15 protein-coding genes are annotated in these 15976 nt (G+C 38.6%); 2 read left to right on the top strand and 13 right to left on the bottom strand.

Features of this window, described 5'->3' with window-relative positions; all coding sequences use genetic code 11:
- Positions 1–62: 62 nt before the first annotated feature.
- The 5 genes from NB463_RS09130 to NB463_RS09110 form a co-directional block, all read right to left on the bottom strand.
- The gene (locus NB463_RS09130; protein WP_258515986.1) at positions 63–2015 is read right to left on the bottom strand and encodes a DUF3732 domain-containing protein; all 1953 of its coding nucleotides are present in this window, start codon (positions 2013–2015) and stop codon (positions 63–65) included.
- The gene (locus tag NB463_RS09125; protein ID WP_258515985.1) at positions 2012–2491 is read right to left on the bottom strand and encodes a three component ABC system middle component; all 480 of its coding nucleotides are present in this window, start codon (positions 2489–2491) and stop codon (positions 2012–2014) included. The genes NB463_RS09130 and NB463_RS09125 overlap by 4 nt, the downstream gene beginning before the upstream one ends.
- The gene (locus tag NB463_RS09120; RefSeq protein ID WP_258431830.1) at positions 2491–3609 is read right to left on the bottom strand and encodes a hypothetical protein; all 1119 of its coding nucleotides are present in this window, start codon (positions 3607–3609) and stop codon (positions 2491–2493) included. The genes NB463_RS09125 and NB463_RS09120 overlap by 1 nt, the downstream gene beginning before the upstream one ends.
- Before the next feature lie 630 nt (positions 3610–4239).
- On the bottom strand, positions 4240–5625 hold the full coding sequence (locus NB463_RS09115) for an HAD family hydrolase (protein ID WP_120416722.1): 1386 nt from the start codon (positions 5623–5625) through the stop codon (positions 4240–4242).
- A gap of 27 nt (positions 5626–5652) precedes the next feature.
- A complete protein-coding gene (locus NB463_RS09110; protein WP_120416723.1) occupies positions 5653–6498 on the bottom strand; it encodes a DNA-processing protein DprA in 846 nt (281 codons plus the stop codon).
- Positions 6499–6683: 185 nt separating this feature from the next.
- Here NB463_RS09110 and NB463_RS09105 point away from each other — a divergent pair, with 185 nt between their 5' ends.
- Positions 6684–7532 carry a hypothetical protein gene (locus NB463_RS09105; protein ID WP_258431829.1) on the top strand — a complete coding sequence of 283 codons (849 nt, stop codon included), beginning with the start codon at positions 6684–6686 and terminating at the stop codon, positions 7530–7532.
- Here the strand turns inward: NB463_RS09105 and NB463_RS09100 are convergent.
- The 7 genes from NB463_RS09100 to NB463_RS09060 all read right to left on the bottom strand — a co-directional run bounded on the left by NB463_RS09100 (position 7529) and on the right by NB463_RS09060 (position 14377).
- Positions 7529–7804, bottom strand: coding sequence for a hypothetical protein (locus NB463_RS09100; RefSeq protein ID WP_258431828.1), 276 nt, complete (start codon positions 7802–7804; stop codon positions 7529–7531). The two genes, NB463_RS09105 and NB463_RS09100, sit on opposite strands and share 4 nt — an antisense overlap.
- Positions 7805–8353: 549 nt before the next feature.
- Positions 8354–8833, bottom strand: coding sequence for a DUF1456 family protein (locus NB463_RS09095; protein WP_015728478.1), 480 nt, complete (start codon positions 8831–8833; stop codon positions 8354–8356).
- Between the two features lie 331 nt (positions 8834–9164).
- On the bottom strand, positions 9165–9878 hold the full coding sequence (locus tag NB463_RS09090) for a hypothetical protein (RefSeq protein ID WP_025607893.1): 714 nt from the start codon (positions 9876–9878) through the stop codon (positions 9165–9167).
- Between the two features lie 366 nt (positions 9879–10244).
- Complete coding sequence (locus NB463_RS09085) at positions 10245–12098, bottom strand: ATP-binding protein (RefSeq protein ID WP_025607840.1); 1854 nt, start codon at positions 12096–12098, stop codon at positions 10245–10247.
- 740 nt (positions 12099–12838) lie between these two features.
- The gene (locus NB463_RS09080) at positions 12839–13255 is read right to left on the bottom strand and encodes a lysozyme inhibitor LprI family protein (RefSeq protein ID WP_023623408.1); all 417 of its coding nucleotides are present in this window, start codon (positions 13253–13255) and stop codon (positions 12839–12841) included.
- Between the two features lie 158 nt (positions 13256–13413).
- Complete coding sequence (locus tag NB463_RS09070) at positions 13414–13806, bottom strand: nuclear transport factor 2 family protein (RefSeq protein ID WP_145473816.1); 393 nt, start codon at positions 13804–13806, stop codon at positions 13414–13416.
- Between the two features lie 145 nt (positions 13807–13951).
- Positions 13952–14377, bottom strand: coding sequence for an N-acetyltransferase (locus tag NB463_RS09060; RefSeq protein WP_042764686.1), 426 nt, complete (start codon positions 14375–14377; stop codon positions 13952–13954).
- 229 nt (positions 14378–14606) lie between these two features.
- Here NB463_RS09060 and NB463_RS09055 point away from each other — a divergent pair, with 229 nt between their 5' ends.
- Entirely contained in the window at positions 14607–15374 is a 768-nt protein-coding gene (locus NB463_RS09055; RefSeq protein ID WP_258431655.1) for a BRO-N domain-containing protein, read from the top strand.
- A 249-nt stretch (positions 15375–15623) separates the two neighbouring features.
- Here the strand turns inward: NB463_RS09055 and NB463_RS09045 are convergent, their stop codons facing one another.
- Entirely contained in the window at positions 15624–15962 is a 339-nt protein-coding gene (locus tag NB463_RS09045) for a hypothetical protein (RefSeq protein WP_258431652.1), read from the bottom strand.
- Positions 15963–15976: the final 14 nt, after the last annotated feature.

Here is a 15976-nt window from a genome sequence, read left to right as displayed (position 1 = left end):
ATGTCATAGATATCATTAGCAATAATATTAAGGTCAAACGTTACTGCTTGACCTTAGTAAAATTATATCAACTTTTGACCATTTGAAGACCACCTATATCTAACATACTGATCAAACTCAGGTTCATCTGCATGTTCTAAAACTATAATCTGTGGCTTAAACCCAATTTTTGGATCTCTTTCAAGTTCATTTAAGAATCGTTCAAAAACCTTGAATATATTTATTACTTGTTTAATATTCTCATCAACTTCTTCTTCACCCAATAACTCTTGCTTATTATTAGAAGAAAATCTTCTTGTTACTTTTGGAAAATATACCTGACTAGGTTGGTCTAGAAATAATATTGCTGGTATTACAGAATTTGAGCTTGAGGTTAATTTTAAAATTGACAAGAAAACCGCTAGATGACAAGCTAACCAGTTCGCACCACTACCCATTTCTGATAGTAGTATTTCTTGATTTTTAAAGTAATAAGCGAACGTGAAATCTTCTGTTTTGAATTTCATTTCACCATTTCGTAAATCATCTTCAAAATCTAAGTCTTTTTTAAGCTCATTCATTGTCTCATTGATAAGTGCATTAGCCTCGGAAAATTTATGTTCAAGACCATAGCCTCGAATCAGTCTGATACAATTTTCTAATTCCTCTTTCATAGCTGGAAGATCGTGGTTAGATTTTTCTAACTTTTGCCCTTCAATAAAGAATTCTAAGGTGTTCTCTATCCTCCCTCGAATATTATTTAGTGAGTCCCTTATATCTAGATTATTTTTAACTTTGAATAATTTTCTTAATTGTCTTATTTCATTATCTATATTAGCTACGACCTGTTTTTGCTTGTCTCGCTTTAAAAGTAATGAGTTAAGAGACTTAGAACTGTCCTGTTTGTAACTACCAATTCGGGACAGTTCATCAAGAAGTAGCGCTCTAGATCGCTTAACCTCTTCCACTTTAGAAACAACACTAGTTACTGGTGTGCTACATAACGGGCAACTAACACTGTTTTTAGGTACTGACTCATCTTGCGATACTTCAGCAAGGCGTGCCATCGAGTTGGAGTAATCTATTGACTCCTCCTCATTCGCCTTAATAAGACTTATCAATTGATTACATTCATATAAAGACGTTAGCTCTTTATCTTTTGCTTTCTCTAAGGCATTTAGCTGCTTATTGAAATCAACATTTTGCTCTGCATTCAATGGTACAGAAGGCAGGTTTCTCGCTAAATTTTTCAGCTTTCCTAGTGATGCATCTTCATCCAAAAATTTAAGATTTAAAACTCTATAATACTGCCTAATTGGTATAAGTAATTTTTCTCTTTTTTCTTGAATACCTAGCAGAGCTTTCTTTTCTTCTGTCTCTATCTTTTTTATTTGCTTTTCTAAATCTTCAGATCTTTTCTTCAACCTGTAGTATCTGCTATCAACCCAACCCATAAATATAGGAAATTGATCAATTACTGTTCTACTTTTAATGAAGTTATCAAACCTATAAAACAAACTATGCTTGTTAGCTATTAAATTTTGATGCTGAAAGAATAGTGAAGTAGCATTCCGAATCGAGACTTTCCCTTTCTTAAGTTTATAATCGTCATCATCATTCAATGATGTATCTTCAACCGATAATCCTAAGTGCTCTTCGAAATCCTTTTGAACTTCGAATTTAGTTCTAGTTTTCTTGGACTTAAAATAGTTAGAGTTAATTTTATTATCAACATAGAAATCAGCCGAATATTCAACAGAAAAATAACACTTTGTTGGCTGATTATTTGAGCGTCCAATGATTATCTTTTTATTATTATGTTCAAATACGCAACAGAATATATCTGTGAAATCAGTAACTTTTCCCACAGGGATTGTAGAGCGATTCGAAAACAAACAAAAATCTACAATCTCTATTAAAGCACTTTTACCTGTTTTAGAGTCACCTGTTATTATGTTTAACCCTCGGTCAAAGCCAAGACGTTTCAAATCACCATCATGACCAATGAGAATTATATTTTTTAAAAAAGCTTTCATATATTTGTGACCTTGGATTTCAGAAGAACATTAACATATCCTTCTTTCGAAAAAATAATACCTAAGTTATAAGATGCCTTTATAAATTCTTTTTTATAGTCATTTGTTATTGATATTTCTTCTAAATCATTTCCATTCAAAACAAAAGAATTAATTATAATTTCACAAATTGAACTGAGGTAGATTATCCCACAATTTGTCACAGACTTTGAGTATTGAACTTTATCATTTATCAAAAACAACCGTTCTTTAATTTCATCATCTTTTAGAAATGCAGTTTGAAATGTACTACTAACATTAGACCTATTTAGTTTCTTCCTTAAAACATCATCCATAACAAAAGGAACAACAAGATAAATCAACTCAAACTTCGCGCCTCGCTCATCAACTCGTCTAGCTCCTTGAATAAATGAATATAGTATTTCAGCAACAAAAGAGGGAGAATACTTCAAATCTCTAATAACCTGAGGATTCATTAGTCAATATCCTCTTTATTATATTTCCAAGTATAAGCGGTGTTATTAATAGCCTCGTGAACTTTACCTCTCATGAAGTAAGGTTTCGTACCACTTACCTCAGGCACTTCTAACACCGAACTATTATGAAATTCAAAATATGCTTTACAAGCTGCCTTGTTAGATTTAGATGAACCTAAATCTTCATAATCTATTTCGTAAGAATATTGTCTTTTATATCCTGTAGCTTTCTCTACCGCATCTACTAAATAGTTATCAATAATTTCGGGCATAATATCTGGTTTAAGATCTACAAGGCTCTCTTCACTGTTTTTAACTTTGAAGTAATCATTGAGAGCAACACCTCTATCTCTGCCTTTCAAACCAATATCTCTATACTCCAATAAAAACAAGTAACCGTCAGCATGCTGCTGCTCCGTATCATACTCCGTGCGGTCTACAGGAAAAGGAATGCTATCTCCACTCCATCTGTTAACCTGAAACTGGAAAGCATCGTCAAAATCATTGATATTAACCTTCCAATGTCGGTGGTCTACAATTGCATTTTTATTAACGTATGAGTATATCCAATGGAAAATGCTTTCTCTGTATGGCTCCAACACGCACTTCAATTTGCGAGCTTCCAATAAGCTCTTCCATTTCTCTTCTACATGTTCCCGAGATTGATCAATTGTAAATCTAGACAATATGCTCAATAGCTCGGCATCCGATGCATCTTCAAAAATTTTGTCATAGAGAGGCTTAACTGAAGATGATGGTACGTGAGACTTTATGATGTTGAGTTTTTCATGAGCACTTCGTGTGTTCCAACCATGAAATATTGAACTCTCGGAAATGAAAGATGTCGTGTGTAACACGATTTGCTCAAATATAGAGGAATCTTCAACCACCAAGTTTTTCAAAGTGTTCCAGAAATCTTTTGAGTTACTAGCTAAGTTATGCTCTTCTACGTGGTGTTTTACCTCTGTGAACGTCTTACCATCATAGACATCCCCAAAGCACTCTATCCAGATAGTCTCATTGGGTTTTGCATCAAAGCACTTCTCAATGGCGATTAAGACTTGGTAAACATAGCCTAAATACTTTGGTGTAGCGTTGTTGGCAAAACCTTCTGTCATGCTGTCGATTACTCCTAGATTCACTCTCATTAACTTCGCGCACTGGGAAACTCGCGATCTCGTTATGTTCTCGAAACCAATTTCACCACCATGCTAGATCGAAGCAAATAAAATCACCATAGTTACCATACGGTTAGAAGGGATTAATTTTGTACAAATACTCCACAAATGCAAGTAAAACCTGTTGAATATTGACCTGTGTAGTTACAAGATTTTGTAAAAAGGGTTACGCTTGTACAATTTTTACACCATTGAAGGGAAAGCTGTTAAAACTCACGGGGTCAGGTCTTGTCTTTTGTCTCTTATTACTTTTTGTATATCAAAGTTGACTGAGCATCATTTTGTGATTTGGAGGCGCAACTCACTTGGGGCAGAAATGTTTCAGCCCGAACAGGCTGAAACGAAGATGGACATTTATGTGTCAGGGCATCTACTAATTTATTTTGAAACGGATTACTTCAAGTATGGGAACTTAGCCTAGCAAAAGGCAACCTGCCCCTCTTAGTACTATTCGGTTGAATACTACAATGGGCATAAACGGTTAATGCTTATGCCCGACATGCGTAAAGCTGTGGCTGTTACATCGTGTGGCGCTGTAAACATGCAGGGTAAAACGCGCCCCATTGACTGTTAGTTCTCACCAGCAACAGTATCAGCCATAGCAAATAGCTCTTCGTCATCATCTTCGAAATCTGGATGGTAAGTCTTGAACCAGACATAGCCATATAGTGGCAATGTCTTTGGGACTACCCCCAACTCTCGAAAGATAGTAGCCATAGCATTGATGCTATTACCAGAAGTCACAACATCATCTAGAAACACAACTGCTGCTAAGTCATTGGGGATAGTGTTAAACATAGAAGGATAGAAACCCAATGTAGTTAATTGGTCTTCGATGTAACGCTGTCCTGCCTGTGCATGCGTAGGTATTTTAGGTGCAAACCTTTCTACAAAAAGGTATCGACTATGGAGCAATTTGATATCTTTATGATCAGTCCAATTAGCCCACCACTTTGCTATCTCATCTACCGTATATGTTCGATTGCACTCAGCTGGAACACTACTTGGGACAGGAACTAATAGAACCTTACCTTTGATACCTTTAGATTCAAGCCATGTGACAAAGTTACGCTTATAAGCACCAGCGCGACTTTTCAATCGCTTCGCTTCCATAAACTCACCATCTTTTTTAAAAAAGTAAGTTGCTCGGTTTCTACGAATGAGCGATTGCGGGACATCTTTAGCACGTTTTAGCATCCAGTGTACTTCAAAGAATGCGTCTATATAGTCAGCGTTATCGAACTCAAAAGCCTCTGGAACATACTTTCGCACGTAACCTATGTCTTGCACTGTATGCTCAGTGAAATTATCAATATCGACAGTGCGCATCTTATTGGTCTTTGCAAAGTCGGGCTTTTTGTAGTTAAAAGCGGCTTCACCATCAGCAATAAACTCAGCGATTACATTACGAAGTTCACGTAGTCGTTCGACAGTTCGTGTAGGTTCACATTCATTAAAGGAAAATCGATACTCAGCGGAAACGTAGCCCCATTTCGCCCAAACAGAAGGTATGCTGTGTACATGTCCAAAGTGAACGTCTTTTGGACTGTCACCAATGATCAAATAATCTGTAATTTCAGTACTATCGACATATTTTTCTATATCGAGCTTTTGAATGACATCGACAATTTTGTCTAAGTCAACACATGGCTTCCCAACTCCACCGAAAACCATGGAAGTCGGAATATTAAACCCGTGTACATTCAACACCTTTTCACAGTATGCTTTCGGGGAATCTGAGACTATGATTGGTAGTGTATCTGTTTCACCATCGGTAAAACGATCTACCAATGAATTGAAAAAAGTAACTGTTTTATCGAAGTAAAGTGATGTTTCTACTTCACCAGAATCAAGCAAATCGACAATAGCTTCACGACCTGCCGCTGTCTTCAAATAATCATGGCAATTGGTCGTATCGACCAAAGTTAAATCTAGATCGAAGATCAGTAGTTTCATTTGCAGACCTCTGCATTATCAATGAACCTATTGCCTGATCACTTTCATATTATCTTTGTATTTCTGAACCCACTGGTACTCAGGTTCGTAGATGTTATTTTCAAGGGCGTATAACTGCTTACCCTGCTCGACGCAGTGCCTAATAGCGTACTGTGTTCCACTTCTATCACCCGCACGGGCGACTACAACACCTTCACTTGATAAACCCACAGTTGTTCTGTTCCTGTTAGCAAAGAAAGAACCAAAACTACGTATGCCTATCGGATACTCAGATACCAAAAGATGATTCTTGGCAATTTCATCTTGAAGTTCCCTATTTTCCTTTGGAAAGTACTGGTCTAGAGGTGTCCCTAGAACCGCTATAGTCCTTCCTGAATGCTTTAATGCAGATTGATGCCCCAATGTGTCAGAACCAGCCGCTAAACCACTTACAATCGCTTGGTAGCCAGCATTCAGCAGCCTACCTATTACTGCATCCCCATGTCTTAAGTGCTCAGGGTTGTGCAACTCACGTGTTCCAACAAATGAAATGGTTTTATCGGCATTTAATAGATTCAAATCACCACGGCAGTACAGTACAGGCGTTGCCCCCTCTACAGACCTTAATTTCTCAGGATATTCAGGGTCGTTTATGGTGATTACTTTGAAGTCGAAATCAATCTTGCTGTAAGCTCTATCCAATTGACTTTCAATCTTTTCTTCAATGGGAAACATGCCGAAATGCTGATTATAGATGTCCTCAAAAGAACCTATATTCAACAACATATCTCGTAGCTTGTTATTAGCGGTGACACTACCTACTGGAACCTTTTTGGTCAGTATCAGGGCTGCGTGACACCATGCAAGTTTTTGATCTTTATTCAAATTAATCACAATAATACTCCAATCACTCTCGAATCTATGCTAATAAGCGCACTGACTGCAACTGAATATTCTTACTTTTTACCTACTAATTGATTTAGTTCAAGTTTTAGTTTAATGAGTGGTACTAACACTTTACAACTACATTTATAAATGTTGAAAAGTCAATAGATTACACTAATTGTAGGGGTTACTAAATGATTGATGCTGTTTGTACATATGGTGGGAAACGTAAGACCTACAACATCTTCAATTTTCAAAAGCTGTCTAACTCAGATATCGAAAAGTACAGACAGCATCTAGAATGCCCTAATCCGAAATGTTCAGCAGAAGCGTACTACCGTAAAAAAAGTGTTGATGGTAAAGCTGCATGTTTTGGTTCGCGCTATCATGTCCAAGGATGCGACGAAGGACGTTCATCCCCGCAACGTGAACGTGAAATTAAGCATGCGCTCGAAGTAGATAAGATCATAGCTGATTCAAGTGAAGTTATTTTTGACTTCTTTGCTGCCGACTCCAAGCCATCAGGGGAAAGTAATATAGCTCGCCCATCTAGACCTAAATCAACAGAAACAGGAAGTAGTAAATCGCATACAGGTGCTGTAACTACTGTTAGAAATACTGTCTTAGGTATGGAAAAAGCGCTGAATAGTTTGATGCGTGGAAGTGATTTAGCTCATTCAGACACAATCATCACAATAGATGAAAAGTACCCTTATAAAGCTAAGAACTTGTTTGTGAATTTTGCAGATGCTGAGCCAGCGGATAACCCAAAAGATGCCCGTCCTAAGATGTTTTGGGGGACAATCTCGCACTCTGACGCTGATCTGGAATGGTTAAACCCAGCCGACTGTGATGATGTGGGGATTCCAATAAAAAGACATAAAGATAAGCTCTTCAAACGTTTTAAGATAACTGAAAGACGTGATCTAGAAGGTGCGGGATTCATCTTATTTGGCAAGTGCTTCTGGAATGCTCAGAAAACTAGGAAAATCATTGAATTATGGAATGCTGACAGGATTTTTATCTCGGTAGATGAAGACTAAAGCGCATTGGTCTGAACCTGTAGTCCAGAACCCCCTAGTAACGCTGAAGATAAGCCAGTAACTGCACCAAGTTTTTTTAGAGATTTAGATGATTTCTTCATGCTCGATTCCTTCTTGGTTGTAGTTGATGTTGAAGTACCTTCTCTTTGGGTCTTGTTAGTCAATGGGTAGCTTGCTGTCAGACAAGCCTCTGCTTTTACGTAGTCAGTGATTTCGTAAGTAGCACAGATGTGACCATCGATAGCGCTTTCAGACCAATATTCTCTAGTCAATTATGTTAACCATATCACACCTTTATGAATTATAAACAAAGTCATGGCTTATTAGCGTGGGCTAAGAGCGCACCGCTCGGGGGCAGGCCCTGCCTTTTGCCTACCACTAAGTTTAAGTATTTCTAAATCACGTGTTCAAATCTGAGGAACCAGCGATGCCGACACATTTTGGGGCAAATTGGTGTTACCAATGGCGTCAGTCGTGACTCTGCACGCATGACCAAAAGTATGGAAAAACTCTATATACGTGGCCAGTTTTAGTTAATCACTACAAGATGTCTGGGTAATCTTGACCAGAATAGTGGCCCCTAACTGGATTGGGGTTTTAGCTTGGGTTTATCTTGGTAGGGTCATAGGGGGCGGTGTGTGTCTTGATTCTAAAAGCCGACCAGATTTCAGCGTGGTTTGATAGGTATCTACTGAAGAAAGACAAAGAGTTGACGTGATTGTGAAGCTCTAAAATCGGTCTTTAGCATGATAAAAGCGAGTAGCAAAATAAAATGGTTCTCGCTTTTTTAATCAATTACCACGTTCGATTCGAGATAAAAATTACCCCGTAAACTCTTCAGAATCGGGACGATTGGTAAACTGCACACCATTTAAGAAGTCGCACAGCAGTTGGTCTTCACACTGTTTGTAGTTTTTGTTGTTTGGCTTGCGGAAATACGCACCAATTTCGTATTTACTTAAACTAATACCAACCACTTCTAATACGTCCAACACATCTTCTGCTTTCATGTCTAGCGCAATGCGCAGCTTCATAAGAATCATGTTGTTGGTCAACGTGACTTCTGGTTTAGGTTGCTCGCCGTCTTTTTTTCCTCGCTTGAGGTTAATAAAGCCATTTAAGAATACCGCTAACTCTTGATCCTTCATCTTAACGCAAGATTTGTCGCTTTCATCTTTTAACCAGTTTGCCACTTTATCGTGAGCCACAGTGACTTCGGCCTGCCCGAAAGCTTTCATTATCTGCGCGTTTTTAAGGTTTAACGCGTGTTGGATACGACGTAAAATTTCGTTGTTAGTCACTAGGGATTCCTAAAATGAGTTCTAAGGGTGAATAAAAATCCATCAATGACATGCGATCTGTGGGTGTCTTTATTCAATAGCGTAGTTGACGGTGACTTTAACAGAGAACACGTTTCTTCGGTAGGTTAAAAAATATAAATAAGACGGCCTATTCGAACTAGTCGGCTAAGTTGGTAAGACCCCACCTTCATAGACACTATGCTGATTAGAAGAAGTAGGTCAAACCACCTCACTGTTATTTGTGAGGTAGAAGGTTACTGGCAAGGAATGGGGCAATGATGAGTCAGCTAGGAAGAACAACTGACTCAAAGTGGACTAGTTAATTTAACACTTAGCTATAGTTGTCATGATAGCCATCGATTGCTGGATGGTACTGTCTATCGTTTTCGAGGTCTAATGCTGTAGTTCTTTCATCATAGACATGGTTATTTACATATTCTCCATCGATGAAAAAGAATTCACGGTAGCAAGAGCCAAATTTCGAACCTATGCGCTCTTTCGCAATTTCATTAGCGTCTTCAATAGTCCAAGGATTGTTTCTGTTTCGTAAGAACTCAACACAGATGTATCCCCACTGGTGTAATTGCGAACCATAGCCTATATCCAAGTCACGGTGTTTAACTTCAGCGAAACTTAGTATCCTTGCACCTATATCGGTTGCAAAGCCTTTATCGAGATACTCGGCCTTAAAGTTACGTCTAATAAGTTTGGGAGTGGTGCCTTCATACTCTAGCTCATTTACCATCAAATCATCATCAAATATAACCAATAGAGAGCTGTTTTGATTTGGATTAAGCTGTTTACCTCTATTCCCCTGAGCCATAGCGAACTCTTGATTAACCCCATCCATACCTTTATTTGCATTAACTATATTAGCTCTATGATTGTTAGCTTTTTTCGAATGCTGTAATAGTGAATGGTAGTTAGGGAAGCCAACTTCTCGTGCTGCTAATTCAAGTGCTTGGGTGTGCTTAACACCTAGTTCAACTTGAATCTTTTTAGCTAATTTCTTGACATTTGAAATGAAAGATTGAGTAATATTCATGATCTTATATACCTAGACGAAAAGCTAAGTAAATCCACTCCTAATTTTCTTCTTCCCGCCGAAATAAATAAGAAAAAAATATATAATTTAGGATTATGGTTCTCGAAAGAGTTTGCCTTATTGGAGTGAGCAGGCTTCCATCCAGCCTTAATTTAACAATTTATCTCATACTAACTCATTAGTCAAACTAACAAAACCCATACCTTGAGGCATCACTTGGATAACAAAATCTAGTTCAAACTTCCATGATGAGATTGAACGAATCATCATTGCTAGCAAGGTTTGGGGCAGAAATACGTTAGTGCAAATGAACTAACGTATTTATTTAGGGTAAGAAAAAGTATCTTGAAGCCTTAACGCTAGTATCTATTGGAGGTTCTCTTTTATCCTATCAAACCAACCACAGACCTCTTCATAAGCTCCAAGCTGTCTGAGATCCTCGACAGTGACAAGCGGGGCTGCTTTTTCGGATAGAATCCTTTTTATTGATCCTGCGCCTTCACCAGCTATTTCATTATTGCCCGCAGCCTTTAGCTCCTTCAAAAATATAGATAAATCCTTTGGAATATTCTTATGTTTCCATTCACTTTCCCAACCATCCACTAAGTCAATGAAGTCATCGTCAATAGGGTAAACTTCTTTAAACAAACGAGGATGAATATAATTTTCCACCTCTAGCATATTGGTTAATGTAGCCCAAGAGCCTTCTCTCTGGTTAACTTGATCGACAGCAAGCTGGTACTTAGATACATCATTATCATATATATGAACTTCGGGCTTATTCAATTTAGCTAAGTAGTTGTTATTAACCCAATGCATTAAAGTGCCACCGCCTAAGAATATCGTTAATATGCGGTCATCATTTTTCAAGTCTAGATCGAATAGTTTGCCCATATGACTAAAGAACTCAACATCAGTTGGCCCTTCCAGACAAAGGATCGTTTGCACACCTAAGTTATCTATTGAGAGCGATACGTCAGGTAACATACCTAACGTATTTGCAATATCCTCCAAGTTTTCTTGACTCCCTTTACGAACGATAGTGGAACCGTCTACTCGATCAATAAATCGGATTTTATCTGTATTCACCAGCCCCGCAAGAGACGGGCTATGCGTAGTAATCAGCACTTGAGTATTAGAATTTTCCGATAGATCTACAAGAGCATTAAAAAGTTCAACCTGCCATGTTGGGTGCTGTGATGTTTCGGGTTCTTCAATTGCGTAGATAACGTTACGCTCTTCTGAGTTCTTACGCTCAGCTTCCGCACGGAAGTAATTAAGCAAAATTAACCGCCTTACACCACTCCCTCTTTTATTGATCGGAATGCCATCGTCACAGTTGAATGAGAACGAAAATAATGACTCCCAAGGTTTGTGGGTCATCTCAGGAGAAAGAACATCGGCAATCTCTGGACTCATTTCCTTGAGCTTTGCCAATGTATTGTGTCCTAATTGTTCAGCTTTGATTCTAATTTGCTCTTTTACATCCTCAAGCTCAGCCTCTAATTGACTAATAGCTGTTTTTGTAATTGCTTTAAGAGGGTCTTGAACTTCTTTATCTGAGTCTTTGTTTGCACGATCAGATTGAAAAATAAAGAACAGCGGCAAGTCTAACTTTAATGACTCCCAAATTTTCTTCCCATCCTCTTTATCAATTGGGATTTCTATAACAGAAAAATCATTCAGATTTTCAACACCGTATATTGCTTGACGGATGGAAGAGCTTTTATGCTTCTTGACTTCGTTGACATCAAGCTGGTCTTTATAGCCATCTAGAAGTTTCTTTAAATCTGCAATTTTCTGGTTTATCAGAGGTGAGTCAAATGCTGTTGGGTAGTTGGCAACTAGATACGTTTTTAGGGATGATGCCGTTAGTTTATCTTTTGAACAATCCCATACTTTCTTTATAGATAGGTTGTTGTCACTATCTAGAAGATGCTCCTTTTTCAGGTCTGTTGGTACGGTATCTATCGTGTATTCCTTATCTTCAGGCTTGAAGGAGACTTGAATTGACATGAAGTCTTGACCAGCCGCATGAACGTTGTGGTCGTTAATATCTATTTTCACCGTATCATTATTGAAAAATATCTCTAATGCTTCGAGAATCGTAGATTTACCAATGTCATTTTTACCAATTATCACATTAAAATTTTCGTCAAAATCGACAGACACATCCCTGTAACCACGAAAATTTTTCAACGTCAATTTTGTAATCTTCACCCCGTACTCCTTAAGCCAATGAGAGATGGATTGCCACCAAGGCCATAGACACTTTGTAGCATAAGAAAGAATAGGTCAAAGAATCTCATATAGAAATGAGGTACAGAGCAGTCCTAGCTCAGAATGGGGCATAGGCTCGTTACAGCGGCCGAGGACGCAATTACTAAGTATTTCTTAGAGCTGGAAAGCAACCGAGAAGGATTCCTTTCTAGTTGCCAGGACAAAAAGGGGCAAAGACTTATAAGCTAGTGGCTTGCACATTTACCCACTACTCTAAATAAGTTGTTTCAATTAACCTATAGCCGTAAGGCAGTTAACTAGCTAGCTCATTTCGGGGCAGAGCTTGTCACAGTTACAGCGGACGCAACAACTAAAGAATTGCTTTGAGTTGGAAAGTAACTGGTAATGGTTTCTTACTTGTTGCCAGCACGAAATGGGGCAAGAGCTACCGCTTTAAAAAGCTTGGGCGCTATCTTAAAAAGTATCTCGAAGCCTGAGCTAGTTCCACAAACTTGAATTGCTCCTCTTGAGCACATTTTGCTCTGAGAGGCTATTCGGTGAAGAGCCGAAACAAAAATAAGCAAAAATAGTGATTTAAATCACAATTAAGAGTTATTTTCCGCTGTTCCCCTCAATGTTCCCCCAGGGGGTGACATCAAGAAAAAAGAACTTATAAAACAGTATCTTATGGTAAAAGCGAGAATCCCTCTTGAACAGTTTGTTATGTGCGTGGTTGAAACCTACTCTACACTTGGCTCCGGTAAAACTGGTGGTGTACTGTCCATGTAAGTTAAAAAGTTTTCCCATAACTCGTGCGTTCTTTGTTTAGTTAGCTTAGTTTTGCACGATATCGCCATAATTCCACGAATAGTTCCATCACGCCATTGCGTATAAACCGAATCACAGTGAGAGGACATATATGCTTGCCAATCCTGTTGCGCAAGCTTAATTGCTGCGATCAGTTCTGGGTCATGAGAGTTATGCTCAAAGCTAGTACTTAGATATTTGTCTAATTTAACTTGTGCTGACTCTAGTTCAATAGCGGCACATTGATTTATCTCGATTGTGGTCATCGCGTTATTACAGTCAATGGACTCTTCTTCAGCAAGAGCACCAAATGAAAGACTAGCTAATATGATGATTAGACACTTATTCATCGTTTTCTCCGTAAGCACATAACGCCCTGTTAAGGTGTGAGCAACGCAATACCGAAGTTGCTGCATACCACCTTAATCACTAAACCCAACGCATAGTGAAAATGCTACGCGTTGCGAATCACTCTTGAACAGCTTGTTAGGCAAATAGTCAAAGTGATTTAATGCCTTGACCCAATATCATGATCTTCATCACCGCCCTCAATTAACCTTGTTAATTCATCACACAAGACTAAACGATTATTATGTATCGTGAACTGGGCTATAACTTTGACTTTTATAATCGAGCCATCTTTTTTGTGGGCTGTTACTACATGATTACTGAAAAGAACATTGCCCTCTTGAACCAAAGTAAGAAAGTTGACATCTAATGTACTAATAACTTTCTTCTGTGCCTCTATATGATTTACAAAGCTATCATAATCCAACTCTACTCCATCCACTTTTTGTATATAAGATGGGTCGACGTACTGCTCAATTAATGAAACATCTAACTCTGGCGCCATAAGAACATCTGTAAATAAATTTTTAATAAGTGCTTTTTCTAAACTCATTTCAATTATCACCTCACCAATATTTGCCTAACGCCCTGTTAAGGTGTGAGCAACGCAATGCCGAAGCTCCCGCATACCACCTTAAACACTAAACGCAACGCATAGCAAAAATGCCACGCGTTGCGAATCACTCTTAAACAGTTTGTTATATGCCCGAACTCATTGTGTACTCTGGATGACCAGTGTGCTCATCCAATTGCTCACTCACGACTTTGAAGCCTTGAGACAAATAGAATTGATAACTAGCCTGATTTTCCTTATATACAGAAAGACTCAATTCCGCCCTCTGAGTTTTAGCATGACTCAATAGTTGCTTACCAATGCCTTTACCTTGAAGTTCAGGAGAGACAAATATAGCAGCTAGGCTATTTTCATACAGTGCGTAAAAGCCGACTACTTTCGACTCAGCTTCGTAAACGTAAGTTTCTGAAGCTGGAATGTAGATGCTACGCATGTTTTCTACTTGAGATTCCCAGAACTCAGCCGAAATGAAATCGTGAGCTTTAACTGACGCTTTAAGCCAAATTTCAAGAACTGAATCCATATCATTTTCGTTGTACTTTCTTATCATTTTAAAGCTCTAAATAGCCGAACTTATCGGGGCAATATAACGCCGCATTAAGGTGTGAGCGACGCTTGGCTATACTTGAGCGAAGCGAAACTGCCAAGCGTTGCGAATCACTCTTAAATGCTTTGTTAGCTGAAACCCCTACGTCACACTTTGCGCCAAATTTACATTTACGGATCGCTCGACGGTATTGTAATATGACTCTGATACCTGAACCACTGTAGGCATAAAGATGGACGACTTTTTTACACTAAAATACAAGCAAGATCATGTAATTCGTAGCTTTTACTCAAATGGAATTATATACGCCTGTTTAAGGGACGTACTGAAAACTCTTAGTGTAGAAAACCAGAAAATAAAAGACGGTAATTCAAAATCAATGCTGACTTTATTACAAGCACAGCTTAAAGTTTTAGACCGTGATGAACATAAAAACTTCATGTTAAAGCACCCGGAAACCGGAGAAGATCACGACGAAATTTGCGTTACAGAACCGGGACTGTACCGAGTATTGAGCAGGGACACATCTGAGGCAGGCAAAGCTTTTCAAAGATGGATTTTCCACGATGTAATTCCATCGATACGTGAGCACAAGCAGTACCCACCGCCAGCAAAAGATAACACTCCAGCGACGAGTACTAACTTTGCAAGTATGGATGTTACTGACACATCCCTTCAAATGATTGCTCACCTCGCAAATGGGCTGATAGAAACAAGGAAAGAAATTGCTAACGTTAGAGCTGATGCAGAACAATTCAAATCCGAGACTAAAGCACGATTAGAGAATTTAGAAGATAAAGATAAGACCTACGGATTAGTATGTATGGATGAGTTCATTAACGATAATCCAGAAATAAAAGTATCAAGGGACCGCTTTCTAAGTGCTTGTGCAAATTACAAATTTAAAACAAATGGTAGACACGAAATTGTTTCTACTCCATCAAAAGAAGATCGCCATTTCTTCGATATCATAACTCTGAGTATGGCCAAAATCTCATAAATAACTAGTAAGTATAACATTGGAGCCGTAATTGGCTCCGTTTCAGGTGCAAACCTGGGAAAGGGAACCAATAAACACCGAATGTTTAACCTTTGATGCCCAACCAGTACTAACGCCTTGTTAAGGTGTGAGGCACGCAATACCTAAGCTTCCGTATAACACCTTAACCACAGAAACCGACGCATAATAAAAATGCCACGCGTGCCGAATCACTCTTGAACAATTTGTTAGGCGACGACTTTTGGCTATCTAATGACCTCGAACAGCGAATGCAACACCGCAGACTATGAAAAGAACAATAAACCACAAAATTGCGGGCATCGGGTTTCCATTTTTAGCTTCAGACGCCAAATATGAATTGAACTCTTTTTTACTTTGTCTTCTGCCATGTTTCGTGGACAAATTATGCTGCTCCAACGGTGTGGTTCCCGACTCAACATACTGTTTCGCAGATGCGAGTGTAGGTACAGGACCAAAATCATGAGAACCGTTTGCAGTAAGTACAAGCCAGCCTGAACCTTGTTTTACGATAAACCTCCCATCATCCACCGAGTATTGTCCCGCTTGGATTCTAGTTACCTTAGCCAATATTATCTCCTAGT

The organism is Vibrio sp. RM-41-2B, from assembly GCF_024744415.1.
Taxonomy (GTDB): Bacteria; Pseudomonadota; Gammaproteobacteria; order Enterobacterales; family Vibrionaceae; genus Vibrio; species Vibrio diabolicus.
Note: the sequence above shows the minus strand (reverse complement) of the source record. Positions and strands in the feature narration are given on the sequence as shown.

Coding starts and splice junctions, on each gene's coding strand:
- NB463_RS09130 (WP_258515986.1), bottom strand. CDS start 2,015: ATGAAAGCTTTTTTAAAAAATATAATTCTCATTGGTCATGATGGTGAT.
- NB463_RS09125 (WP_258515985.1), bottom strand. CDS start 2,491: ATGAATCCTCAGGTTATTAGAGATTTGAAGTATTCTCCCTCTTTTGTT.
- NB463_RS09120 (WP_258431830.1), bottom strand. CDS start 3,609: ATGACAGAAGGTTTTGCCAACAACGCTACACCAAAGTATTTAGGCTAT.
- NB463_RS09115 (WP_120416722.1), bottom strand. CDS start 5,625: ATGAAACTACTGATCTTCGATCTAGATTTAACTTTGGTCGATACGACC.
- NB463_RS09105 (WP_258431829.1), top strand. CDS start 6,684: ATGATTGATGCTGTTTGTACATATGGTGGGAAACGTAAGACCTACAAC.
- NB463_RS09090 (WP_025607893.1), bottom strand. CDS start 9,878: ATGAATATTACTCAATCTTTCATTTCAAATGTCAAGAAATTAGCTAAA.
- NB463_RS09080 (WP_023623408.1), bottom strand. CDS start 13,255: ATGAATAAGTGTCTAATCATCATATTAGCTAGTCTTTCATTTGGTGCT.
- NB463_RS09070 (WP_145473816.1), bottom strand. CDS start 13,806: ATGAGTTTAGAAAAAGCACTTATTAAAAATTTATTTACAGATGTTCTT.
- NB463_RS09060 (WP_042764686.1), bottom strand. CDS start 14,377: ATGATAAGAAAGTACAACGAAAATGATATGGATTCAGTTCTTGAAATT.
- NB463_RS09055 (WP_258431655.1), top strand. CDS start 14,607: ATGGACGACTTTTTTACACTAAAATACAAGCAAGATCATGTAATTCGT.